Genomic DNA, 22,706 nt, shown 5'->3' on the forward strand with positions numbered 1-22,706 from the left:
TTTTTTGGTTTATCCATCTTATCTAGGATATAGGACCTAGAGGAGAATCTCAAGTCTGTGCCTTTTTACCGAATTTTGGGTTTTGAAGGATAGTTTTCATACTAATTAGATAGTATAACCCACCGTTTCAAGCTAAAATAGTGGTAGAAAAGCAAGCAGGGGTTTTACACTCCTTGGAGGATTGTTACATGAACATTAAAAAGTTTGATACAAAAACTCTCGACCTTATATTACAAAAGATGATAACCACAGTAAGTACGAGCAAGGATGAGATTTTTCGCATAGGGGAGCAATGCCGAAAAGACCATGAAACTCTGACTGAGGAACTTAGAGAAGTCAAGCATCTGGTGATTAAAACGATTGAAGAAGGGGACAAGCTTGATATTCAAACAAGATTTGCCCGGAAGAGGCTTTCAGAAGTCAGCATGCATTTCAAGGATTACACTGAGGCTGAAGTAAGGGATGCTTACGAAAAGGCCCATCAGCTGCAGATGGATCTTTCCATGAACAGGCAGATAGAGAAGCAGCTCCGCGATCGCAGAGACGATATCGAAAGAAGGCTGCTGGGTGTAAGTGAAACCATCGAACGTGCAGAGTCCCTTGTTTCACAAATTTCTGTTGTCATGAACTACCTGACAAGTGATCTCAAGCAAATGGGTGAGATTATTGAAGACGCAAGAATGAAGCAGGAATTCGGACTGAAAATCATTGAAGCCCAGGAAGAAGAGCGGAAGAGGCTATCCAGGGAGATTCATGACGGCCCTGCCCAAATGATGGCAAATGTGATGATGCGTTCAGACCTAATCGAGCGGGTATACAATGAACGAGGCGGCGATGAGGCTATTATTGAAATTAAAAGCCTTAAAAAAATGGTTAGAAGTGCCCTTTATGAAGTGCGCAGAATTATCTATGATCTGCGGCCGATGGCACTCGATGACCTGGGCTTAGTGCCTACCCTCAAAAAATACCTGCAGACGATCGAAGAATATCACAGCACGACAAAAATTAAATTTGCCAATGTGGGAGAAGAAGTCAGGCTGCCTCCTCAATATGAGGTTGCCCTTTTCAGACTCATTCAGGAATCTGTCACAAATGCCTTAAAGCATGCAAATACCAATGAAATTATTGTAAAAATGGAGATTAATAAGACAAGGGTGGTCGTTATTGTAAAAGATAATGGCAAAGGGTTTGATATCCGGGAGAAAAAAGCAGAGTCCTTTGGAATTATCGGAATGCGGGAGAGAGTCGAGCTTCTCGAAGGCCAGATCTCCATTGATTCCAGTATAGGCAAAGGCACTATTGTGATTATCCAAATACCTTTGAGCTTGTAGATTAATAAATAGAGAGAACAACTAACAGGGAATTAGGGAGGCGAAGAAATGACTACGAAGATTGTCATTATTGATGACCATCAATTGTTCAGAGAAGGGGTAAAACGCATTTTAGATTTTGAAAGATCATTTACTGTAGTAGCAGAGGGCGATGACGGTACGGAAGCCATCTCACTCGTGGAAGAATATAATCCTGATGTAGTAATCATGGATATCAACATGCCGAATGTAAATGGGGTAGAGGCAACTCGCCAGCTTATTGAAAAGCATCCTGAATCAAAAGTCATCATCCTTTCCATTCATGATGATGAAAACTATGTTACACATGCACTTAAAACTGGAGCAAGCGGATATCTATTAAAAGAAATGGATGCAGACGCATTAGTAGAGGCTGTTAAAGTAGTAGCAGACGGAGGGTCTTATCTTCATCCGAAGGTAACGCATAACCTTGTAAACGAATACCGCCGCCTGGTAGCCGTAAGTGCCGGTGGCGGAAACACCTACTCACAGCCTGAAATCCGCCGTCCGCTTCACTTGCTGACGCGACGTGAATGTGAAGTCCTCCAGCTTTTGGCTGACGGAAAAAGCAACCGTGGAATCGGGGAAGCACTTTACATTAGTGAAAAAACCGTAAAGAATCACGTAAGCAACATCCTGCAAAAAATGAACGTAAACGACCGTACACAAGCTGTTGTTGTCGCTATTAAGAATGGCTGGGTAGAAGTACGATAAAGGACAAAACGGAATGGCAGCGCCATTCCGTTTTTTTAGGTGCCAGGTACCACCCGAAATTTGTCGAATGTTCTTATTGCTGAGCCTAACCCTTAATCTAAACTTAATGCAATTTCTTACACGATCATTTAAAATGAAACATGAACATTTAGTAGAGAAAAAAGATAAGGATGGTAACTCCATTTATGAAAACGGCTGTTGTAACGGATAGTACAGCATACATCCCCAAGGATTTAAGAGAGAAGTTAAATATACATATGATTCCGCTTAGCGTGATTTTCGGCAATGAAACGTATCAGGAAGAAGTGGAAATCACTGCAGCGGACTTTTATGAAGAAGTGAAGCATAAAGAGCTACCGACGACCTCCCAGCCGCCGGTTGGCCAGTTTGCCGAGCTGTTTGAGCAGCTTTCCAAGGACTATGACGCGGTTGTTTCGATTCATCTATCGAGCGGCATCAGCGGCACTTTCCAGGGAGCCTTAACCGCTGGAAGCATGGTGGAAGAAATTCAGGTCTTCCCGTTTGATTCCGAAATCAGCTGTATGGTGCAGGGCTTTTATGTACTTGAAGCTGCTGAACTGGCTGCGGCCGGAAAAGGCCCTCAGGAGATCGTTGAGCGATTGGAAGAAATGAAGAAGTCAATTCGTGCCTATTTCATGGTCGATGATTTATCACATCTTCAGCGCGGGGGTCGTTTATCGAGTGCCCAGGCATTGATCGGAAGCCTGCTGCAGGTGAAGCCACTACTTCATTTTGAAGACAAAAAGATTGTTCCATTTGAAAAAATCCGTACTCGTAAAAAAGCAATGAAGCGTATGGTGGATTTGTTTTGGGAAGATGTGAAAAGCGGCGAGCCCTATAAAGCAGTCATTATCCATGCAAATCGCGAAGAAGAAGCCCGCGAGTGGAAGGCAGAGCTTGCGGCCGCTTATCCAAATGTTGAATTTATGATTAGTTATTTTGGTCCTGTTATCGGTACTCATTTGGGCGAAGGCGCCATGGGGTTTGGCTGGGTGAAGAAGTAATCGTTATGCAGGCTGCGCCATTCTGGATAGGATGGCGCAGATTTTTGAAAGGGGTGATGGAAGACTGCAGGTGAATGGTGAACTTTGCAAATAGATACAGAAATCCTGCAAATAGAAGGGGAAATTCTGCAAATAGAATGCCCCAACCTGCAAATAGAATAAAAAAATTTGCAAATAGACCGCTGAGTTCTGCAAATAGAAAAGATCCCAGCAAATTCAAGATCATTTTTTACAAGAAGAACTAACTGTTTTGAGGTGAGCTTATTGAGATTTACCATGAAAAATACCATTTTGACACCATTTTTAAACGAAAACCCTCCCGATAGCCTCCCGATTTCCTCAATAGAGACCATTCCAGAGCCGCCACTTAATCAAACCTACCCCTTTAACAAAGACTTTCAGCAATTACTCCATGGAAAACAGCTACTAGTCGATGATCTGCCATTTCCCCTTGAAGAAATCCAACAACACTTTGAAAACGGCCATATCCTTTACCGAAAAGGCATTATTAGAGAGAATAATAAGATAATCTGTGCCCGGTGCGGCAATAAGGAAGCCTCGCTTTTTGCCGGCTTTCCCTGTAAGCGCTGTGGTGAAAAGAATTGTAGGTATTGCAGGAAGTGCATCATGATGGGGAGGGTTAGTGCTTGTACGCCATTGATTAGCTGGCGGGGAGCAGAGCCGGACGAGGTGGTTCCTGATGATCCATTAATTTGGAACGGCAAGCTTTCAGATGGACAGCAGCTTGCCTCGGACCGAGTAAAGCAGGCTATTCTAGAAAATAAAGAACTCCTAGTTTGGGCGGTTTGTGGTGCAGGTAAAACCGAAGTCCTTTTCGAAGGAATCAACGCTGCGCTAACTGCTGGAAAAAGAGTCTGCATTGCCACACCGCGTACCGACGTCGTCCTGGAACTCGGTCCTCGTCTGAAAGCGGTTTTTCCCGATATCCCGGTTGCCGTCCTATACGGAGGCAGTGAAGACCGCCACCTCCAGGTGCCGCTCACAATCGCCACCACTCACCAGCTCCTCCGTTTCTACAAAGCCTTTGATACCGTCATCGTGGATGAAGTGGATGCCTTCCCTTACACGGCAGACGAAAGCCTGCAATATGCTGTGCGCCAATCAAGAAAAGACCTCTCCTCTATGATCTACCTAACAGCAACTCCCAATCAGAAATGGCAAAATGAATGCAGGAGCGGAAAAAGGGACTACGTTACAATCCCGGCCAGATTTCATCGCCACCCTTTGCCGGTCCCAGCCTTCAAATGGTGCGGGAACTGGGAAAAAGCTCTCAAAAAGGACACGCTCCCGCCGGCAGTCACCCAATGGATCAAAAAGCGGCTCGACAATCAGAAGCAATGTCTGCTTTTCCTCCCTAAAATCGATAAGATGGAAAAAGTCCTCGCAATCCTCAGGGAACACCACCTGAAAATTGAAGCAGTCCATGCGGAGGATCCAGACCGAAAAGGCAAGGTCCAAGCCATGCGCGACAAAGAAATCCCAATGCTGCTAACAACAACTATCCTTGAAAGAGGAGTAACCTTCCCAAATGTAGATGTAGCCGTTCTGGGAGCAGAAAACCGCATTTTCACAGAAAGCGCCCTTGTCCAAATTTCAGGCCGAGTCGGCCGAAGCGCACAATTCCCCAATGGTGAAATAACCTTTTTTCACTATGGCAAAACCGAAAGCATGGTTAAAGCACGTAAACAAATCCTCAAAATGAACGATGAAGCTAGAAAGAAAGGACTGATTGATTATTAAATGTTTAATATGCCAAGAAGAAATCATGCCGCAAATTGGATGGAACTACTTATTTTCAAAGCAAGAACCTCAATACCTTTGTGAATTCTGTATAAACAGGTTCACTTTAATAGATGAAGAGACTTGCAATAAATGCAGCCGCCCTCTTAGAGACACCGAGTATAAACAAAGTAATCTCTGTTTTGACTGCATTCGATGGGAGACGGATCCTCAATGGAAAGGCTGCCTTGAACGAAACTATTCTTTGGTCACCTACACTGATTTTTGCAAGGAAGCAATAGCGCGTTATAAGTTTCGAGGTGATTATATTCTTTCCTATGCATTTGCCAGCTTGATGAAAGGCAAGCTGAACTCTCTCCAATATGATCAGCTTATCTCTATTCCGCTGAGTGATGAACGTTTGTACGAACGTGGGTTTAACCAATCAGAGGCAATCATTATAGCCATGGGAGCCTATCCAGAATCAATCCTCGCCAGAACCCACACAGAAAAACAATCGAAAAAATCCCGCTCCGAAAGGATACACCTTCCACAGGTTTTTCAAATCACCACGCCCGACAAAATCAAACATAAAAAAATCCTCATTATTGACGATATATATACTACCGGCTCAACGATTCATCATGCTGCTAAACTCCTTAAGGAGGGAGGCGCTGAGTCTGTTAGCTCTTTGACTATTGCAAGAGGCTAAAATGTGGAATCAATTGAAAGAGGGGGAGCAGTAATGGCTGAACTTTCAAACTGCCCTAAATGCAATGAGATATTTGTGAAAAATCAATTCCGTGACATCTGCCAGAATTGCTGGAAAGAAGAAGAAAAGGCATATGAAGCGGTTTATCAGTTCATCCGCAAGCGGGAAAACCGGACGGCGAAAACGCTGGAGGTAGTGGAAGCGACTGGGGTTAAAGAAGAGCTGATATTGAAGTTCATTAAAAGCGGACGCTTGAAGCTGGCGCATTTTCCAAACCTTGGTTATCCTTGCGAGAAATGCGGGACGAGCATAAGGGAAGGGAAAATTTGCGGAGGATGTGCCGATGAGCTGAGGAAAGATCTTCAACGATTTACATCTGAGGAAGAGCAGAGAGCTGAAATTTTAAAAAGAGAGAAGAACGCTACCTATTTTTCGGTAAATGAAAAGATAAATAGGCGGCTTTAGGCTATGTGTCAGGTACACATAGCTTTTTCTATAGGCTTTTAGATGTATTTTTTACCAAAGATAAATTAATATTTAAAGAAACCGTATCTATAGCCGATAATAGGATTAGATTGAAATCGACCGGAATGAAAGTGAGGGATACCTATGAAAATCAATAACTTTGGACTTTCAGGTGTAAATCCGTACAAACGCCAAATAAACAAACTTGAAAATGCAGGAAAACCAGCCAAAACTGCTTCAGATAAAATCGAAATCAGCTCTACTGCAAAGGAAATGCAGCAGGTATCACAGCTAAGCGAAAACCGTAAAGCAAAGGTTGAAGAGCTTAAAATCCAGGTAGAGAACGGTACGTATAAAATGAATCCAAAAGAAGTGGCGAAAAGCATTGCCAACTTCTATTCGAAAAAATAAGGGGAGGAAACAAGCATGTCCGCCGAAGCGCTAATCACATCCATGGAAAAATTGCTCAAGCTTCATAAAAGCCTTTACGAGCTTGCAGTCAAAAAGACAGACATCATCAAGAACGGCGACATGGACGCCCTGAACCAGATGCTGAAGGATGAGCAGGCGCATATAGCTGCGATTGACCGGATGGAAACAGAACGGCAGAAAGCTGCACAGATAATTACTACTGGAATGGATAGCCCTACGGTGTCAGACTGCATGACGGTTTTGTCGCAGGCGGAAAGGCTCAAGCTGGAGGCCATAACCAATGAGATGACCGGGCTGGTGTTTGAATTAAAGGAACAGAATTACCTGAACCAGCAGCTTGTCCATCATTCCCTGCAGTTTGTCAACGTATCTATGAATCTATTAAGGCCGCAGCAGGAAAGTATGAACTACGGCCCGCCGGCAAAAAAGAAACCATCCGAAAAGAACACCCCAGGCATCTTTAACTCGAAAGTGTAGCAGAACGGAGGAACAAACATGCGTTCAACCTTTATGGGACTTGAAACTGCCCGCCGCGGCATGTTCACCCAGCAAAGCGCTTTACATACAACCGGACATAATATTTCAAATGCGAACACACCGGGCTATTCGCGTCAGCGGATTAATTTTACCCAGACAACTCCGTACCCATCAGTCGGCATGAACCGCCCGCAGCTTCCGGGGCAAATGGGAACTGGAGTGGAAGCAGGCACGGTCCAGCGAATCAGGGAATCCTTCCTGGATGTTCAGTTCAGAACGGAAAACACGAAAATGGGCTATTACGGTGCCATGAGCGAGTCCCTTACCAAGATGGAAGAGATTATGAATGAGCCATCTGAGAATGGGCTGCATAGTACGTTGGAAAAATTCTGGAATGCTCTTCAGGATCTATCCAGCCATACGGAAAATACAGGTGCGAGAGATGTCGTGGCTGCGACTGGCCAGATGGTTGCGGACACCCTCAATTACTATCATAATTCCCTAACAAGAGTTCAAGAGGATATCGGCAGCCAGATCGGTGTAAAGGTGGATGAAATTAATGCGATTGTTGGGCAGATTGATCATCTCAATAAGCAGATCGCCGAGGTTGAACCGCATGGATACTTGCCGAATGATTTGTACGATGAGCGGGATGTCCTTGTTGATCAGCTATCAAAAATGGTCAATGTAAAAGTGACCAATGTGATTCCGAACAATTATGGAAATGCAAAATCAATTGCAGAAGGCCTATACAATATCGAAATCGTTCAGCAGGATGGGAAGTCATTTGCCCAGCCCCTTAATCTGATTTCTGTCACAAAAGCTTCTGGTATTATGGGCACCAATAAGCTTGAACTTGAAGATGAGAATGGCGCTGTTTCCGAATTGAAGGTTGGGGATGCATCCATCACCGATTTTGATCGACTTTCAGGAGAGCTTTCCGGCTTGATCAAGAGCTTTGGATATAAGACAGAAAGCGGCAAAAAAGGATCTTATCCTGAAATGCTTGATAAGCTGAATAAAATGGCCGCAGCATTTGCCAATGAGTTCAATCATATTCACAGCAAGGGATTTGCATTGGGAGCGAGTGAGCCTTCCGGCAAGGACTTCTTTGTGTTTGATCAGGGGAACCCGGCTCAAAGCATGAAAGTAAACCAGGATCTATTGGATGATTCCAGCCTGATTGCTGCAGGAAAAGAAAGCGGTGCATCAGGGGATAACCAAAATGCACAGCTGCTGGCCGACCTGAGAAAGAAATCTTTTTCAGATTACGGTTTTTATAAACAAGCTGGCAATACCCTGCCGGAAGGACTGAACGGCAGCCTTGACACGTATTACTCAGGAATCATTGGCCGGATGGGTGTCGATTCCCAAAGTGCTAAAAAGGACCTGAGAAACTCTTCGATTCTCGCAGACTCGGTTGAACAGAACAGGCAATCCGTCAGCGCGGTTTCATTAGATGAAGAAATGACCAATATGATTAAATTCCAACATGCCTACAATGCTTCGGCAAGAAATATTACAGTGGTCGATGAAATGCTCGATAAAATCATCAACGGCATGGGCGTTGTAGGCAGATAGGCGGTGAAATAAAATGCGTGTAACGCAATCAATGCTTTCCAATAATATGCTCCGCAACCTCAGCAACAGCTATAGCCGGCTGGACAAGCTGCAGGACCAGATTTCAACACAGAAGAAATTCACCAAGCCATCCGATGATCCGGTTGCAGCCATGATGGGCATGAACTATCGTACGGACTTGAATCGAATTCAGCAATATACCCGCAACATCGGGGAAGTGAAGAACTGGGTGGACAGCACGGACGATGCTCTGGATAAAGGGGTACTGGCGCTGCAAAGGATTCGCGAACTTACTGTTCAGGCAAGCAATGGCACGCTTGAAGGAGATCAGCGGAAGGCGATTGCAGAGGAAGTTAAGCAGCTGAAGGAGCATCTCCAGAATATCGGTGATACGCAGGTTGGCGGCAAATATCTTTTCAACGGAAACCAGACAAACCTAAGGCCATCTGATTTGGGGACTTATGCAAGCGGGACGATTGAACTGGAAGTTTTCTCGGGAATCAAGATTCAAGTGAATACAGAAGGATCCAAGCTGTTCGGGGATATGCTTGGGCCGGAAGGTGATATCGATAAATTAATCACAGCTCTTGAAACAAATGATCCGGTAATTGGGGATATGCTTGAAACGGTTGATAAAAATATTGATAACTTCCTATCCGCACGGGCCTTGATCGGCGCCAAGCAAAATCGGGTCGAACTGATGGAGGACCGCTTATCACAGCAGGAAGTATTCTCAACCAGAATCCTATCAGATAACGAAGACATTGATATGGAAAAAGCGATTATTGAGCTCACAACGCAGGAAAGCGTCCATCGAGCTGCTTTAAGTGTCGGTGCCAAAATCATCCAGCCGACCCTGACTGACTTTTTAAGATAATAACGAAAAAGCTATCCATCTGTGATAGCTTTTTTTCATAAAAGAGGTGACGGAAATGAATGTCCCGCAAATCAGATTGGAATCCAATTTTATACAACTGGGCTTGAAGATTGAAAGACCCATGCAGGAACTCTCGCAGCCGCCTGCCATCCAATCCATTCAGCAGCCAAAAGCCATTCTTGAAATCGAAACAGTTCCCGGCAAGCTGACCATCGACCAGACAAAAGCAAGGGAGGACGTCGATTTAAAAAGCGCCCGCCGCAGATTGGAGGAAACGGCCCAAAATGGCTATCAGGATTGGCTCAAAGGACTCGAAAGAAGGGCAAGCGAGGGAGCCGAACTCATGAGAATCGAAAACGGCGGCAGTCCCATCGCCTCCCAGGCAAAAGCAAAAAGTGAAGGACCTCCTAAACAATTCAACATCGGATGGGTTCCATCTCATAACAGCGTGAAAATCGCTTATGAACCTGCAAAGGTCAACATCCATGCCCAGCCGCAAAAGCCAAAGATTGAAGTCGAAATCAGAAAACCGATACATAACTACACACCAGGAAAAGTCAGCGCGGAAATACTTGAGAAAAACAGCCTTACTATTGATTTTATAAATCTAACAATCTAACAAAGTGGTGAAAGAAATGAACATACAGACGAAATTTCATGGTGAGCAAGAGGTAAATAAGGAAGATATAATTCAGTTTGCAAGCGGGATTCCGGGGTTTTTGGAGGAAAAAGAGTTTATAGTATTGCCGATTGAAGGTACGGATCTATTTGTGCTGCAGTCGGTTAAAACCGCTGATGTTGCGTTTATCATTACAGATCCATTTTTGTTATTCCCGCAGTATGAATTTGAATTGCCGCAAGAAGTGCTTGAAAAATTAGAGATCCAATCTGAAAAAGATGTGGTGACCTTTGCGATTTTAACGGTAAGGGAACCATTCCAAAATACAACAGCAAACCTGCAGGCACCGGTAATTATCAACCAAACCCGAAAACTTGGAAAGCAGGTTATACTCAATAACCCTGCCTACCAAACCAAGCACAGTATCATGACCCCTCAAGAACAGGGGGAGAAATAATGCTAGTTCTTACCAGAAAGCTGAAAGAATCCATCATGATCGGTGACGACATCGAAATCTCCATTCTATCTATTGAAGGAGACCAAGTAAAACTCGGCATTAATGCCCCAAAAAATGTGGACATACATAGAAAAGAAATCTACCTATCCATCCAGCAGGAAAACAGCAGTGCTACACAAACGGAAGCAAATGCAATAGACAGTCTAAGCACCTACTTCAAAAAGAAATAAAAAATTTTTACAAACCTATTAAACTCCTTTCAAAATAAGTCGATATAACCATTGTAAAGGCTAACAGCAAAAAGGCGGCCGACTTTTCAGTTGTTTGGCAAAACAACCACATGGACGTGGGACAACATAACTCAAGGAGGAAGTAAAATAATGAGAATTAATCATAATATTGCAGCGTTGAATACTTATCGTCAGTTGAACACTGCATCAACTAACCAATCTAAATCAATGGAGAAATTGTCTTCAGGTCTTCGTATTAACCGTGCTGGAGACGATGCAGCAGGTCTAGCAATCTCTGAGAAAATGCGTGGTCAGATTCGTGGGTTAGATCAAGCTTCTCGTAACTCTCAGGATGGTATTTCTTTAATTCAAACAGCTGAAGGTGCATTGAACGAAACACATGATATGTTACAACGTATGCGTGAATTAGCTGTACAAGCGAATAATGGTACAAATACTGGTGATGATTTAGCTGAAATTCAAAAAGAAATTGGACAGTTGAATGAAGAGATTGACCGAGTAGCACAAAAAACTGAATTCAACACTAAAACACTATTAACTGGTAGCTTAGGTGTATCTGCAGCATCTGCTACTGGTGCAACTGATGCTGAGTACCTTGCTGCAGGAATTTCATTCGATGCTTCTGGAGTTCAAAGTGGTGAAACACTTACAATTACTACAAGTGCTGCTGGTGATACTATTACTGTAACTGGAACTAATAGTGGTGTATCTCAAACATTATCTCAAGACCCAGAAGCAATAGCAGCGGGTACTACTCTAAACTTTGATTCTCTAGGCTTTTCTATGTCATTCTCATCGGATGCTAACTTAGAAACTCTTAATGGGGGAGCTACAGCTAGTGGAAGTACTTTATTAACTTCTGGTAATCAATTAAGCTTCCAAATCGGTGCAAATGGAAATACTAAACTAGATATTTCTATCGGCGATATGCAATCTACAGCTCTTGGTTCAACTGCTTCAAATGCTAATGTAGCAAACCTTGCTGCTGTTAACGTAACGACAAAAACTTTTGAGGATAACCTAGAAGTTATTGATGAGGCTATTAAAAAAGTATCTAGTACTCGTTCTGATTTAGGTTCATGGCAAAATCGCTTAGAACACACAATTAATAACTTGAATACTTCTTCTGAAAACTTAACTGCAGCAGAATCACGTGTGCGTGACGTAGATTATGCTTTAGCTGCATAAGCAGTGAAAAGCACAGTCGTCCTAGCTGGTAACGGCTAGTGATTATAATCGGGTGAATTGCTGGAAAACCCTTAGAGCTTTTCTTACCAAAACGTAGTTGGAAACGACAAGCGTGATGGTTTGATAAAAGGAAAGATTGGGCAATCAGCAGCCAAGCTCCTGTCTTGAAAGAGTGGAGAAGGTTCAACGACTAGGATAGACCATCTAAGGCGAAAGCTATGATGATGAAATCCATAGGTGAAACAATGGTCATCAGCATTGTGAATCCGAAGTGCCCGACCCTTACTAAAATATTAGAAGGTGAAGATATAGTCTGGTCATTTGTGAAAGCAAATGTTCGCACGATGGCGAAAGAAATGATGAACCAAACTAAGAATTCTATTCTTTCTCAAGCAGCACAAGCTATGCTTGCTCAAGCAAATCAGCAACCTCAAGGAGTTCTACAACTTCTTCGTTAATTTTAGATATGAAAGAGACTCTAGATTTACTAGGGTCTCTTTCTTTTTGATAATCTTCAGTATGAAAATTCACCTAGAGGGACAAAGGGACAGGTACATCGTCCCTCGGTTTCTTGTCCCACCTTCCTTTAAGTATTAGTGCCTGTCCCCACATACGTTTCCCTACATACGTTAATAAATTAAGCATTTACTGTTTACATTAAAATTCCTCAAATATACTAAACTTCAGAAAATCCCTTCACAACCAAACTCCTTCTTAACAATTTTAAATAAATACCGATATAAATGGTAAAAGCATTTATTTTATATAGGTAGGGGATAGTTATGATAGAGCGTGTATCATCTCAAAATACTTCTCTTACAACTAGAACAGTACATATTAATGAAAATTCAAGTGAGTTACAAAGAAAAGAAGTAACTAATGCAGTGCCGGTTCAAAAGAAACAGCGTGAGCAGATAAAGGAAGAACAGCTAACAGAAGTAGTAGACAGTATGAATAAGTTCATACAAGCCTCACATACTTCTTTAAAGTTTGTTCTTCATGAAGAACTAAACGAGTACTACGTAACTATAGTCGATGACATCACCCAGGAAGTAGTAAAGGAGATTCCTTCTAAGAAGCTGCTTGATGTTTATGCGGCGATGACAGGCTTCCTGGGGCTAATGGTAGATAAAAAGATTTAAAGGGAGGTTTTCTCATTGGTAAGAATCGGAGGTCTGGCGAGCGGGATGGATATTGATTCGCTTGTGTCGGATCTAATGAAGGCAGAACGGATGCCTCTTGATAAATTAAAGCAAAAGAAACAGGTATTGGAGTGGCAGCGGGATGACTACCGGGCTATTAATGCGTTGCTTCTTGATTTTAGAAGTGAATTGACTCAAATGAAGCTGACCACACGCTATCGGGCACGGCAGGCGACCTCTACAAATGAAGCCATGGTAACTGCTACAGCAACTGGTGCTGCCAGCCAGGCGTCGTATTCTATTTCAAATGTAACCAAACTTGCTAGAGCTGAAACGAGAGTTAATGGCGGCAGCATTTATGCCGATGGCAAAACGGTTGATCCGAGTAAAAGCCTTTATGCACAGGAAAATAATTTTATGTATAAAGGGAACCATGTTGACTCTGCAGGAACTACAATAGCCAGTGTATGGAAAAATGGAGCGGTCTTAAACAAAAGCATTGATGTGACCGATCCTGCAGCTATTAAATTCGGTGACATGGCTAAGGTGGATCTAAATGAGGTTAGCTCGTGGAGTGTAAAAGTAAATGGTGTTGGATTCAACGCTATGTCTGAAGCTGAATTGACTGCCGCTAACCGCCCCTTAAAGGAAAATGAAGTATTAGTAAAAACCGATGGCACCCTTCAGTTTGGGAAAGAAGTTACAAAAGGCAGTGTGATCAAAATTGATTACGTGGCTACTGAGCGTACCGGTACACACTCCATAACAAGCAGCACATCGTCTATCCAGTTGGCTCAGGGTGCCTTGAACGAAGTGAAAAGCATCAAGTTCAAGGAAACAACCTCAGGAACGACAACGGAAAAGACTTTTACAATGGGCAACCTTATTGATGGAGAAAGAGAAATATTAGATGACACGAATAAAGTGGTTGGCACCTTAAACTATGAAACAGGTAAAATCACTTTTAATGCTGATATGAAAAAGCCGGCTGAAGGCTCCGGTACAACGATGAGTCTTGAGATTGCTTACGACCACAAATACACCTCCTTTTCAGTAGATACTTCTACCTCCAAAGGAGACCGACATGATTCCTTCCTCATTTCAGGAAGTGAAACTCTGAATAATGTAATCAATAAAGTTAATGCATCCAGTGCCGGTGTGAGTATGTTCTTTGATCGTGTTACTGGCCAAATGACGATGACCCGTACAGAGACTGGAGACTTTAACCCGGATGGTGACGAAATTGCGACAAATGGAAGCTTCCTTAATGATGTCCTGCGCTTTAGAGGCGCAACAGTTAAAGAAGTTGCTCAAAACGCCACCTTCGAAATCAATGGTTTGGCCACCAATCGTAGCTCGAACACATTTGAAATCAATGGTGTCACTTTCACTCTAAAACAGGAGTTTACTGATTCTGTGAGTGTTAACATCAGCAATGATTCTGGGAAAGTTTTTGACAATATCAAAGCATTCGTTGATAAATATAATGAAATGATAGACAAAATCCAGAAAAAAGCAGGAGAGGAACGCTACAAAGGCTATGCTCCATTATCGGGTGAGCAGCGTGAGCAATTATCTGACAAGCAGCAGGAACAATGGGAAGAAAAAGCGAAGAGCGGTCTTCTGCGCAGAGATTCTACCCTGCAATCCGTGTTATCTGGAATGAGAATAAATTTTTACCAGCCTGTCACAAACGATCAAGTATCTCCTCTTTATAATCAGCTGTCCAGTATCGGCATTAAAACATCCAGCAATTATTTAGAAGGAGGAAAGCTTGAAATTGATGAGGCTGCCCTTAAAAAAGCAATCGAAGCGGATCCTGTTTCCGTTGAGAACCTCTTTAGAGGAGACGGCCAGACAGAAGGACAAAGAGGAATCGCCCACAGGCTCTATGACACTGTAAATTCGGCAATGGATAAGTTAAAAACAAAAGCTGGTAACAGTTTTTCTACGAATCAGCAGTTTGCCATTGGAAGAGAGCTCTCAGATGTAGATAGAAGAATTGATAGCTTCGAAGGGAAGTTAAGACAAGTCGAAGACCGCTACTGGCGCCAATTCACCGCCATGGAAAAAGCGATCCAGCGTTCCAACGAGCAATCCATTTTCCTAATGAACCAATTTGGCGGCGGCATGTAATAAAAAGGAGTGTTTAAAAAATGGCAGTAAGCAATCCATACCAATCCTATCAGCAAACCTCGGTGAATACAGCATCACCAGGAGAGCTGACCCTAATGCTGTATAACGGCTGTCTGAAGTTTATCCATCAGGCTAAAAAGGCTATTGTAGATCAGAACATTGAAACGAAAAATACTAATATCCAAAAAGCGCAGAATATCATTCAGGAGCTGATGGTTACGCTGAATATGGATTTGGAGATTTCCCAAAACATGATGTCTCTGTATGATTATATAAACCGGAGATTAATAGAGGCTAATATAAAAAATGATGCTGCGATTCTCGGTGAGGTCGAAAGTCTCGTTACTGAATTCCGCGACACCTGGAAGGAAGTCATTCAAGTAAACCGCCAGAAGCAGTTTACTCAAGGCGGCACAATATAGTGAGTTCTGTGCAAGGTTTCTATGAAGCAACTCTTGAACTGATATCCACTTTAGAAGATACAAAGCTCGACCGCGATACAAAAATCAGCAAAGTTGAAACGCAGCTAGAACAACGCCAGCAGGCAATGGCTGGCATGGCTCCTCCTTATTCAGAGGCTGAAATGGAACTAGGGGCCAAGCTGATCAAGTTCAACGAAAAGGCAACACAACTCATGCAGCGCGAAAAGCTTTTTATCCAAAAAGACATCAAAGACCTAAGCATTAAAAAAGAATCATCCAATAAATACATCAATCCCTATCAATCCATGGCGACGGACGGCATGTTTTATGATAAAAGAAATTAGGTGACATCATTGCTAACTCTGACCGAAGAGCAGTACATATTTCTGAAGGAATACAGCGACCTCTTATATACCATCGACGAGGCGTTTGATTATATTGTTAAAAGCTTTAGTGACTTGAGTAAAACAGAAGGCAATCGCCTTCTTGGCGATATTTTTCAGGCATTGCCGCAGGTAGCGGCTGCCAATGAGCAGCTCAGCCAGCTTTTCCATGACAATCAGCAATTACAGGATGCTATGAAGGATATCAGCATTGTGGCCGATCAGGCAGAACTTCTTTTGGAATGTTTTGAGGACATTCCAGTCAGGCAGGATATCATCTCACAAAAACTTTATCCAGCCTTTTCTGAGTGGCATAAATCCATCCAGCAAGAGCTCACTCCCTATCTCCAATCCTAACCGCTTCCCCGAGAAGCGGTTTTTATTTTCCCCCAATAATTATTCACGGCCTGGTCACCAATTCGTCATAACTTTTGCACATTTTTCACTGTTTCAGCAGGAGTTTTTAGGGGTAAAATAGAAATATAAATACATAGTCTTAATATACTTTTAAGACTAGGCATTCTTTTTCAGACGCTCATTTTTTAGCTGTTGATTTTACAGCTGGCGTTCTGGCAAAGTAGCTATTGTATAATGAGAAGGAGGAGTTCACGTATGAATTACAACATTCGTGGTGAAAACATTGAGGTAACTCCAGCAATTAGAGAGTATGTAGAGAAGAAAATTGCGAAGTTAGAAAAGTATTTTACTGAAACTCCTGATGCAAATGTACATGTAAACTTGAAAACGTACAATAATAACCGTTCTAAAGTGGAAGTAACGATTCCGATGCCGAATCTGGTTCTTCGTGCAGAGGAAGATCATGATGATATGTATGCAGCGATAGACTTGATTACTGATAAATTAGAGCGTCAAATCCGCAAGCACAAAACAAAAGTTAATCGCAAGTTCCGTGAAAAAGGCAATCTGACTGCTGTATTCGCAGCATTGGATGAAACAGAAGGGGCTGTAGCGGTTGAGGAAGAGGAAAATGATCTTGAAGTTGTCCGCCAGAAGAGCTTTGATCTGAAGCCAATGGACAGCGAAGAGGCGATCCTGCAAATGAACATGCTGGGCCACAGCTTCTACGTGTTCACCAATGCAGAATCTAACTTAACAAACGTGGTGTACAAGCGTAAAGACGGCCGTTACGGCTTGATTGAAGCTCAATAATTTTAAAACAGAACCCCCTGCCTTTTTGCAGGGGGTTTTCATGTGCGGCAGATCGGGACTGCCACCTTGTATTAGTTCTAACAGTAAACCACTTCGGTGAGGATTTTATACCCTTTGATTTTTTTGAACGTTTCTTTTGCTTCTTTTTCTGTGTGAAATTCAAACATTTTAATGTTGTTTTTTGAATGAACCGTGATGATCCACATGAAATTTTTCCTCCCCTTAAAAAATAATCATTTTACCTTTTTCCATAGTGTCTTCTGAAGGTCTTCCGAAAATATTTGCTACCGTTTCTTATGCTTCCTTTTTTAATGCTGGCTGTTCCTCTGCTTCCCAGCATTCCGCATTTTTGAGACCATCGATATTGGAAACGGAAAAGACTGGATTTTTTCCTGCTTTCTTCTGCTTCTGATAATCATTTAAGGCGGCAAAAGCAATTTTCCCCAACAAGGCTATCGCAACCAGATTAATCACAGCCATGATGCCCATGAAGACATCAGCCAGGCTCCATACTGTTTCAAGCGAAGCCAGAGAACCAAACGCCACCATCCCGATTACGGCAAGACGGTATATGGTCAGCCAAACTCTGCCTGGTTTTATAAATTCAATGTTTGACTCACCATAGTAGTAATTGCCGACGATCGAACTGAATGCGAACAGCAAAATAAGAATGGCGATAAAAACCGCTGCCCATGGCCCGATTTCGGTATTTAAAGCAGATTGAGTCAGAACGATGCCGTTAGATTCGGCGGATTTATAAACACCCGATAATAAAATGATAAATGCTGTACAGCTGCAAATGACCAGTGTATCAACGAAAACGCCAAGTGACTGGATGAGGCCTTGTTTTACAGGATGGCTTACATCTGCAGTGGCTGCAGCATTCGGGGCACTTCCCATGCCGGCCTCATTCGAAAAGAGTCCACGTTTAATGCCTAGCATCATGGCCGCTCCGAATCCGCCGCCAACCGCTTCATTTAATCCGAAAGCACTTTGGAAAATAAGGGAGAATACTTGAGGGAGCTCTCCGAAATTTTTGATCATCACGTAAGCAGCTAAAAGGATGTACATACCGGCCATAGGGGGAACCATCCATTCAGCTGCTTTGGCAATACGTTTAATGCCGCCGAAAATGATGAAGGCTGTAACGGCTGTAATCCCAAGACCTGTCCAATACATATCAAAACCAAACGCATGATGAAATGCATTTGTAACCGTATTCGCTTGAACGGAGTTAAAAGCAAGTCCGAATGTGACGCTGATTATCATCGCAAATAGAACGCCCATCCAGCGGGCATTCAAAGCTTTTTCCATGTAATAAGCAGGACCGCCGCGGAATGTCCCTGATTTTTTATCTTTTACCTTATAAATTTGGGCTAATGTCGATTCAACAAAAGCGGATGAGGACCCGATAAGGGCAATTAACCACATCCAAAATACCGCGCCAGGTCCGCCGAAAGAAATTGCTATGGCAACACCTGCCAAATTGCCCGTGCCCACACGGGAAGCGGTACTGATACAAAAAGCCTGGAAGGATGAGACACCTTTCTTTTTTACCGCCCCTTCACCCAATAGCCGCAACATTTCACCGATCATGCGAAATTGGACAAACTTTGTCCGGACAGTAAAATAAAGCCCGAGACCAATTAGCATGATGATGAGCACATAACTCCATAGAAAATGGCTAAAGTCTGCAGTCAGCCAGTTGATTACTTCTTCCATAAATTTAATCCCCCTATTTCCTTTAATTTGAATGAATCTATCAATGCCAAATATAAAATTGCTTCCTTGCTAAACAGCAAACTGCCAGTCCCATCCCGAAGAGCTTTTTGTCTGCTGAATGATCCATTCTAGAAAATGCTTAAATCCCATTTTTCTGCCATATGTCTCAATAACATGACGCCTGCCAGGCTATTTCCATATTCATCGATAGCTGGACCATAAATCCCAATTCCACATCCATCCTGAAATGGTACTTCGTTCCGATTCCTTGGAGGGACCAGTGCCATTATGCCTCCGGAAACACCGCTCTTTGCAGGTATTCCGACGAATGCGGCAAATTTGCCCGAAGAATTGTACATTCCGCACGTAAGCATTAAACTTTTGGTTAATCGGGCCACTTCTTTAGGAATCAGTTGTTCTTTGCGGATTGGATGGCAGCCGTCATGAGCCAGAATTAACCCGATCATGGCGATGTCTTCTGAGTTGACCTGGATGGAACATTGCTTTAAGTAAACCTCTAAAGCATCCTCGACCTCTAATTCTAAATAGCCCGTTTCTTTTAAATAATAGGCTAATGCCCGATTCCGATGAGCCGTTTTCCATTCCGATCGAAACACTTCTTCATTAATTGCCGGCCGTTTTCCCAGCATGTTTTCCAGTAATTTTAATAAAAAATCTAATTTATCCTGCGGTGATTCCCCGGGCAGAAGGGAGGATACCGTAATGGCTCCAGCATTAATCATGGGATTAAAAGGCTTTCCCGGTTTATGCATCTCTAAGCGGATAATCGAGTTGAAGGGATCTCCAGTCGGTTCAACATCCACTCTTTCTAGTACATATGAAATGCCGCGGCCTATGCAGGCAGCCATAAAACTGAATACTTTTGAGATGCTCTGTAACGTAAAAAAGGCATTCCAATCTCCTGATTTTATAACCGTTCCATCAGGTCTAATGATACAAACGCCCAACTCCGAAGGATTTGTATTTGCCAGAGCTGGAATATAGTCTGCACATTTTCCTTCAGCAGCAAAGGAACGGCAATAAGCGACCCATTCATCGAGGCTATTCATCTGCAGACAGCCTGATGGTTGGCTCTCCTGATTAATCGTCATATCGAACATTAAGGTTTACCCTCTCTTTCTATGATTTTGTTTCGGTGGAAAGGATGTGGAAAGGCTAATCTTGATCGTGTAAAAACTGCTATCCAGTTTTTGCAGGTTTTTGAATGGCCGGAACCGCTCCGGCTTTACGTTAAGTATGGAAACCAGACTTTTTTTAGTGTTCTGATAATTTCCGATGAATGGAAACGCTTCCACCTTTGTTCTGATTATGATATATTCCAAACTACAGAATCAGACGAAAAGTGACGAAAAATCCTTTGCATTTTGTAAATTTAATAGATTGAATATAAAAAATACATTGTATAGATGCCGAGGGGAATGTATACTGATTTTCAGCAAAAAGGGGAAGTGGTGATTTTTGAATAGCCGTTTTATTGTAAAAAATGAAATGTATATGCTGGTCCTCATGGTGATGATCGTGCCATTGGCAGGTGAATTGAATTTTTATCCTTTTAATCAAACGTTTCGGATCAGCTTTGGAGCACCTGCTTTCTTTTTCTTTTTATTGCTGTTCCGAAAAATGCCAGCGGTTCTGCCGGGTTTTTTGACTGCTGCCGCGGTCGTTGGATTTCGTATATTGATAGACTTGATTGTCCTGGATCATTTTGATTGGACCTCCGCCTTTCAAGCCCATATCGCCAGTTTTTTCTTTTATTTCACCTTTTCTTGTCTCGTTAATGCTGCAAAAATCAGCCGTTTTTATAATCGGCCGCTGATCATCGGAGTACTGGGCATTCCAATTGAAGTCTTGTCCGACTTGGCGGAGCTGATCGCGCAATATTTTATATTGGGAACAACCATAACGGCAACGGCGCTAAACGGAATTATGGTCATCGCGATGTCGCACAGCTTTATTGTTATAAGCTTTTTCAATATGCTGAGTCTGTATGAGGCACAGTCGAGGGAAAGGGAAATCCGGAAGCAGAATGAACAATTGCTGATGCTCATTTCCAATCTATATGAGGAATCGGTCTATTTAAAAAAGACACTGAAAAATACTGAAAATATTACGAAAAAATCGTATGATTTATACAAAAGTTTAAACGGTTGGATCGATAAACAGGGTTCTGTCCCGGTTGGGGAATATCGCCAAAAAGCTTTGGAAATCGCTGGTGAAGTACATGAAGTGAAAAAAGATAACCAGCGTATTTTTTCTGGCCTTTCAAAACTCATTTCGGATAAAAGCATCGCCGATTATATGGACGTGCATGAACTGGTGAATATCATCGTGCGGGCAAATGAGAAATATGCAGATTTATTAGGAAAAGACATTAAATTCGTGAAAACAGTTAAACAGACGCATCCTCATTACCATGTGTTCACCGTCCTATCGATTATCAACAATGTCGTCGCAAACGCGGCAGAAGCGATCGGAAATAAGGGAATTATCAATATTAGTATCGACAGGCATGGTCATTTGGTTGAATTCATGATTAGCGATAATGGCCCCGGAATTCCGCCTAAGCATAAAGCTTTATTATTCAAGCCGGGATTTACAACGAAGTATGACCATGCCGGCAACCCATCAACGGGGATTGGGCTATCCTATGTAAAGGAAATTGTCGAACAGCTTGATGGGGACATCACCTTCCATGAAGGGTCAGGAGGAAGAGGGCTGATTTTTATTATCCGCATACCGATTAATCAATTAGTTGATAAAGGGTGATTGTGATGCTTTTTTATATAACAGACGATGATGAAGCAGTTCGATCCATGCTCTCCCAAATCATTGAAGATGAGGATCTTGGCGAGGTTGCCGGGGAAGCTGAAGACGGCTCATTGCTGAATGGGCCGATGCTGCTATTGAAGAACATCGATATTTTATTAATTGATTTGTTAATGCCGGTTCAGGACGGAATAGAGACGATACGTCAAATAAAGCCGGCATTCAAGGGGAAAACGATCATGATTTCACAAGTCGAATCAAAAGAATTAATCGGTGAAGCCTATTCACTTGGCATTGAATACTATATAACAAAACCGATCAACAGGATTGAGGTCATTACCGTCATCAGGAAGGTGATCGAACGTATTCGATTAGAACGATCGATTCAAGATATTCAAAAATCACTGCATAATGTGTTGTCTTTCGATCAAGTTAAGGAGCGGCATGACCTGCCGCATAACAAAAAAAATATAAGAACTTCCGGTCAGTTTCTTTTGTCCGAACTGGGGATAGCGGGTGAAAACGGGAGTAAAGATTTACTGGATATACTGGATTATTTAGTTCAATACGAACAGGAGCATATGCTTGAAAAAGGATTTCCACCCCTGAAAGAGATCTTTTTGAACCTTGCTAAAAGAAAACTTGGCGCAACACAGACAGAGCAGGAATTAAAAAAAGAGATCAAAGCATCTGAACAACGGGTGCGCAGAGCGATTTACCAATCCTTGAATCATTTGGCTTCACTGGGTCTAACCGATTTTTCAAACCTGAAGTTTGAAAGCTACGCGTCCAAATTCTTTGATTTTACAAGTGTCAGGAAAAAGATGACAGATTTAAAGCATGATTCAAAACCAACATCCTCCCCAACTCGAATCAATACCAAAAAATTTATTCAAGTTCTCTATTTTGAAGCAAAACTTCTATATTCGGAGCCGAATTAAGGACCCTTTCAGAAACAGGAAAAGCTCTGGCAGCAGGATGGCCGACATGAACCAGAAACCCCCGTTCGATTTAGCGGACGGGGGTTTCGATTGAACGTATTTTAAGCAAACTGTTT

Annotated in this window: 25 protein-coding genes and 1 pseudogene; 23 read left to right on the forward strand and 3 right to left on the reverse strand. The window is 42.6% G+C overall.

What is annotated here, in order from left to right; all coding sequences use genetic code 11:
- Positions 1-188 precede the first annotated feature (188 nt).
- The 21 genes and pseudogenes from IQ19_RS04830 (at position 189) to hpf (ending at position 17,140) form a co-directional block, all read left to right on the forward strand.
- Positions 189-1,331: a sensor histidine kinase gene (locus IQ19_RS04830; protein WP_144540434.1), complete on the forward strand. Its 1,143-nt coding sequence runs from the start codon at positions 189-191 to the stop codon at positions 1,329-1,331.
- A gap of 48 nt (positions 1,332-1,379) precedes the next feature.
- Positions 1,380-2,063: a response regulator gene (locus IQ19_RS04835; RefSeq protein WP_144540436.1), complete on the forward strand. Its 684-nt coding sequence runs from the start codon at positions 1,380-1,382 to the stop codon at positions 2,061-2,063.
- Positions 2,064-2,248: 185 nt separating this feature from the next.
- On the forward strand, positions 2,249-3,088 hold the full coding sequence (locus IQ19_RS04840; RefSeq protein WP_144540438.1) for a DegV family protein: 840 nt from the start codon (positions 2,249-2,251) through the stop codon (positions 3,086-3,088).
- A gap of 264 nt (positions 3,089-3,352) precedes the next feature.
- Complete coding sequence (locus tag IQ19_RS04845; RefSeq protein ID WP_415802365.1) at positions 3,353-4,849, forward strand: ATP-dependent helicase ComFA; 1,497 nt, start codon at positions 3,353-3,355, stop codon at positions 4,847-4,849.
- A gap of 25 nt (positions 4,850-4,874) precedes the next feature.
- A complete protein-coding gene (locus IQ19_RS04850; RefSeq protein ID WP_144540440.1) occupies positions 4,875-5,540 on the forward strand; it encodes a ComF family protein in 666 nt (221 codons plus the stop codon).
- A gap of 33 nt (positions 5,541-5,573) precedes the next feature.
- Positions 5,574-6,005 (forward strand): TIGR03826 family flagellar region protein, encoded by a 432-nt coding sequence (locus tag IQ19_RS04855; RefSeq protein ID WP_144541141.1) that lies wholly within the window; start codon positions 5,574-5,576, stop codon positions 6,003-6,005.
- A 144-nt stretch (positions 6,006-6,149) separates the two neighbouring features.
- Positions 6,150-6,416: a flagellar biosynthesis anti-sigma factor FlgM gene (flgM, locus tag IQ19_RS04860; RefSeq protein WP_144540442.1), complete on the forward strand. Its 267-nt coding sequence runs from the start codon at positions 6,150-6,152 to the stop codon at positions 6,414-6,416.
- A gap of 15 nt (positions 6,417-6,431) precedes the next feature.
- Complete coding sequence (locus IQ19_RS04865) at positions 6,432-6,914, forward strand: flagellar protein FlgN (protein WP_144540444.1); 483 nt, start codon at positions 6,432-6,434, stop codon at positions 6,912-6,914.
- An 18-nt stretch (positions 6,915-6,932) separates the two neighbouring features.
- A complete protein-coding gene (flgK, locus tag IQ19_RS04870) occupies positions 6,933-8,495 on the forward strand; it encodes a flagellar hook-associated protein FlgK (protein ID WP_144540445.1) in 1,563 nt (520 codons plus the stop codon).
- A gap of 13 nt (positions 8,496-8,508) precedes the next feature.
- Positions 8,509-9,372, forward strand: a complete 864-nt coding sequence (flgL, locus tag IQ19_RS04875) for a flagellar hook-associated protein FlgL (protein WP_144540447.1) — start codon at positions 8,509-8,511, stop codon at positions 9,370-9,372.
- A 55-nt stretch (positions 9,373-9,427) separates the two neighbouring features.
- Positions 9,428-9,991 (forward strand): DUF6470 family protein, encoded by a 564-nt coding sequence (locus IQ19_RS04880; RefSeq protein WP_144540449.1) that lies wholly within the window; start codon positions 9,428-9,430, stop codon positions 9,989-9,991.
- Between the two features lie 16 nt (positions 9,992-10,007).
- Positions 10,008-10,448, forward strand: coding sequence for a flagellar assembly protein FliW (gene fliW, locus IQ19_RS04885; protein ID WP_144540451.1), 441 nt, complete (start codon positions 10,008-10,010; stop codon positions 10,446-10,448).
- Complete coding sequence (gene csrA / locus IQ19_RS04890) at positions 10,448-10,678, forward strand: carbon storage regulator CsrA (RefSeq protein ID WP_144540453.1); 231 nt, start codon at positions 10,448-10,450, stop codon at positions 10,676-10,678. Before fliW ends, csrA begins: the two co-directional genes overlap by 1 nt.
- A gap of 150 nt (positions 10,679-10,828) precedes the next feature.
- Positions 10,829-11,887 (forward strand): flagellin N-terminal helical domain-containing protein, encoded by a 1,059-nt coding sequence (locus tag IQ19_RS04895; protein WP_144540455.1) that lies wholly within the window; start codon positions 10,829-10,831, stop codon positions 11,885-11,887.
- Between the two features lie 344 nt (positions 11,888-12,231).
- A pseudogene (locus IQ19_RS28400) lies at positions 12,232-12,345 on the forward strand (flagellin); the annotation flags it as partial.
- Positions 12,346-12,669: 324 nt separating this feature from the next.
- A complete protein-coding gene (gene flaG / locus IQ19_RS04905) occupies positions 12,670-13,029 on the forward strand; it encodes a flagellar protein FlaG (RefSeq protein WP_144540458.1) in 360 nt (119 codons plus the stop codon).
- Positions 13,030-13,044: 15 nt separating this feature from the next.
- Positions 13,045-15,165: a flagellar filament capping protein FliD gene (fliD, locus tag IQ19_RS04910; protein ID WP_144540460.1), complete on the forward strand. Its 2,121-nt coding sequence runs from the start codon at positions 13,045-13,047 to the stop codon at positions 15,163-15,165.
- Between the two features lie 20 nt (positions 15,166-15,185).
- Positions 15,186-15,587: a flagellar export chaperone FliS gene (gene fliS / locus IQ19_RS04915; protein ID WP_144540463.1), complete on the forward strand. Its 402-nt coding sequence runs from the start codon at positions 15,186-15,188 to the stop codon at positions 15,585-15,587.
- Positions 15,587-15,931, forward strand: a complete 345-nt coding sequence (gene fliT, locus IQ19_RS04920; protein ID WP_144540465.1) for a flagellar protein FliT — start codon at positions 15,587-15,589, stop codon at positions 15,929-15,931. Before fliS ends, fliT begins: the two co-directional genes overlap by 1 nt.
- Entirely contained in the window at positions 15,932-16,327 is a 396-nt protein-coding gene (locus tag IQ19_RS04925; RefSeq protein ID WP_242020902.1) for a DUF8042 domain-containing protein, read from the forward strand.
- A 255-nt stretch (positions 16,328-16,582) separates the two neighbouring features.
- Positions 16,583-17,140 carry a ribosome hibernation-promoting factor, HPF/YfiA family gene (gene hpf / locus IQ19_RS04930; RefSeq protein WP_144540469.1) on the forward strand — a complete coding sequence of 186 codons (558 nt, stop codon included), beginning with the start codon at positions 16,583-16,585 and terminating at the stop codon, positions 17,138-17,140.
- 77 nt (positions 17,141-17,217) lie between these two features.
- On the opposite strand, the gene IQ19_RS28915 is transcribed toward hpf, so the two are convergent.
- The 3 genes from IQ19_RS28915 to IQ19_RS04940 all read right to left on the reverse strand — a co-directional run bounded on the left by IQ19_RS28915 (position 17,218) and on the right by IQ19_RS04940 (position 19,974).
- Entirely contained in the window at positions 17,218-17,346 is a 129-nt protein-coding gene (locus tag IQ19_RS28915; RefSeq protein WP_277875276.1) for a hypothetical protein, read from the reverse strand.
- An 88-nt stretch (positions 17,347-17,434) separates the two neighbouring features.
- Complete coding sequence (locus tag IQ19_RS04935) at positions 17,435-18,862, reverse strand: alanine/glycine:cation symporter family protein (protein ID WP_144540472.1); 1,428 nt, start codon at positions 18,860-18,862, stop codon at positions 17,435-17,437.
- 128 nt (positions 18,863-18,990) lie between these two features.
- Positions 18,991-19,974, reverse strand: coding sequence for a glutaminase (locus IQ19_RS04940; protein ID WP_242020918.1), 984 nt, complete (start codon positions 19,972-19,974; stop codon positions 18,991-18,993).
- A gap of 421 nt (positions 19,975-20,395) precedes the next feature.
- On the opposite strand from IQ19_RS04940, the gene IQ19_RS04945 reads away from it, so the two are divergent.
- Positions 20,396-21,649 carry an ATP-binding protein gene (locus IQ19_RS04945; RefSeq protein WP_277875288.1) on the forward strand — a complete coding sequence of 418 codons (1,254 nt, stop codon included), beginning with the start codon at positions 20,396-20,398 and terminating at the stop codon, positions 21,647-21,649.
- Positions 21,650-21,654: 5 nt separating this feature from the next.
- Positions 21,655-22,590 carry a response regulator gene (locus IQ19_RS04950; RefSeq protein ID WP_144540475.1) on the forward strand — a complete coding sequence of 312 codons (936 nt, stop codon included), beginning with the start codon at positions 21,655-21,657 and terminating at the stop codon, positions 22,588-22,590.
- The last annotated feature ends 116 nt before the right edge of the window (positions 22,591-22,706 follow it).

It is taken from the genome of Cytobacillus oceanisediminis (assembly GCF_007830235.1).
Lineage (GTDB): Bacteria > Bacillota > Bacilli > Bacillales > Cytobacillaceae > Cytobacillus > Cytobacillus oceanisediminis.

What these genes read in the sequence shown, in the direction of transcription:
- hpf (WP_144540469.1), top strand. Translation starts at nt 16,583, where the DNA reads ATGAATTACAACATTCGTGGTGAAAACATTGAGGTAACTCCAGCAATT.
- fliW (WP_144540451.1), top strand. Translation starts at nt 10,008, where the DNA reads ATGAACATACAGACGAAATTTCATGGTGAGCAAGAGGTAAATAAGGAA.
- csrA (WP_144540453.1), top strand. Translation starts at nt 10,448, where the DNA reads ATGCTAGTTCTTACCAGAAAGCTGAAAGAATCCATCATGATCGGTGAC.
- flgK (WP_144540445.1), top strand. Translation starts at nt 6,933, where the DNA reads ATGCGTTCAACCTTTATGGGACTTGAAACTGCCCGCCGCGGCATGTTC.
- IQ19_RS04940 (WP_242020918.1), bottom strand. Translation starts at nt 19,974, where the DNA reads ATGACGATTAATCAGGAGAGCCAACCATCAGGCTGTCTGCAGATGAAT.
- IQ19_RS04850 (WP_144540440.1), top strand. Translation starts at nt 4,875, where the DNA reads ATGCCGCAAATTGGATGGAACTACTTATTTTCAAAGCAAGAACCTCAA.
- IQ19_RS04935 (WP_144540472.1), bottom strand. Translation starts at nt 18,862, where the DNA reads ATGGAAGAAGTAATCAACTGGCTGACTGCAGACTTTAGCCATTTTCTA.
- IQ19_RS04830 (WP_144540434.1), top strand. Translation starts at nt 189, where the DNA reads ATGAACATTAAAAAGTTTGATACAAAAACTCTCGACCTTATATTACAA.
- IQ19_RS04950 (WP_144540475.1), top strand. Translation starts at nt 21,655, where the DNA reads ATGCTTTTTTATATAACAGACGATGATGAAGCAGTTCGATCCATGCTC.
- IQ19_RS04835 (WP_144540436.1), top strand. Translation starts at nt 1,380, where the DNA reads ATGACTACGAAGATTGTCATTATTGATGACCATCAATTGTTCAGAGAA.
- IQ19_RS04945 (WP_277875288.1), top strand. Translation starts at nt 20,396, where the DNA reads ATGATCGTGCCATTGGCAGGTGAATTGAATTTTTATCCTTTTAATCAA.
- IQ19_RS04855 (WP_144541141.1), top strand. Translation starts at nt 5,574, where the DNA reads ATGGCTGAACTTTCAAACTGCCCTAAATGCAATGAGATATTTGTGAAA.
- IQ19_RS04895 (WP_144540455.1), top strand. Translation starts at nt 10,829, where the DNA reads ATGAGAATTAATCATAATATTGCAGCGTTGAATACTTATCGTCAGTTG.
- IQ19_RS28915 (WP_277875276.1), bottom strand. Translation starts at nt 17,346, where the DNA reads ATGTGGATCATCACGGTTCATTCAAAAAACAACATTAAAATGTTTGAA.
- IQ19_RS04880 (WP_144540449.1), top strand. Translation starts at nt 9,428, where the DNA reads ATGAATGTCCCGCAAATCAGATTGGAATCCAATTTTATACAACTGGGC.
- IQ19_RS04865 (WP_144540444.1), top strand. Translation starts at nt 6,432, where the DNA reads ATGTCCGCCGAAGCGCTAATCACATCCATGGAAAAATTGCTCAAGCTT.
- fliS (WP_144540463.1), top strand. Translation starts at nt 15,186, where the DNA reads ATGGCAGTAAGCAATCCATACCAATCCTATCAGCAAACCTCGGTGAAT.
- IQ19_RS04840 (WP_144540438.1), top strand. Translation starts at nt 2,249, where the DNA reads ATGAAAACGGCTGTTGTAACGGATAGTACAGCATACATCCCCAAGGAT.
- flgL (WP_144540447.1), top strand. Translation starts at nt 8,509, where the DNA reads ATGCGTGTAACGCAATCAATGCTTTCCAATAATATGCTCCGCAACCTC.
- flgM (WP_144540442.1), top strand. Translation starts at nt 6,150, where the DNA reads ATGAAAATCAATAACTTTGGACTTTCAGGTGTAAATCCGTACAAACGC.
- flaG (WP_144540458.1), top strand. Translation starts at nt 12,670, where the DNA reads ATGATAGAGCGTGTATCATCTCAAAATACTTCTCTTACAACTAGAACA.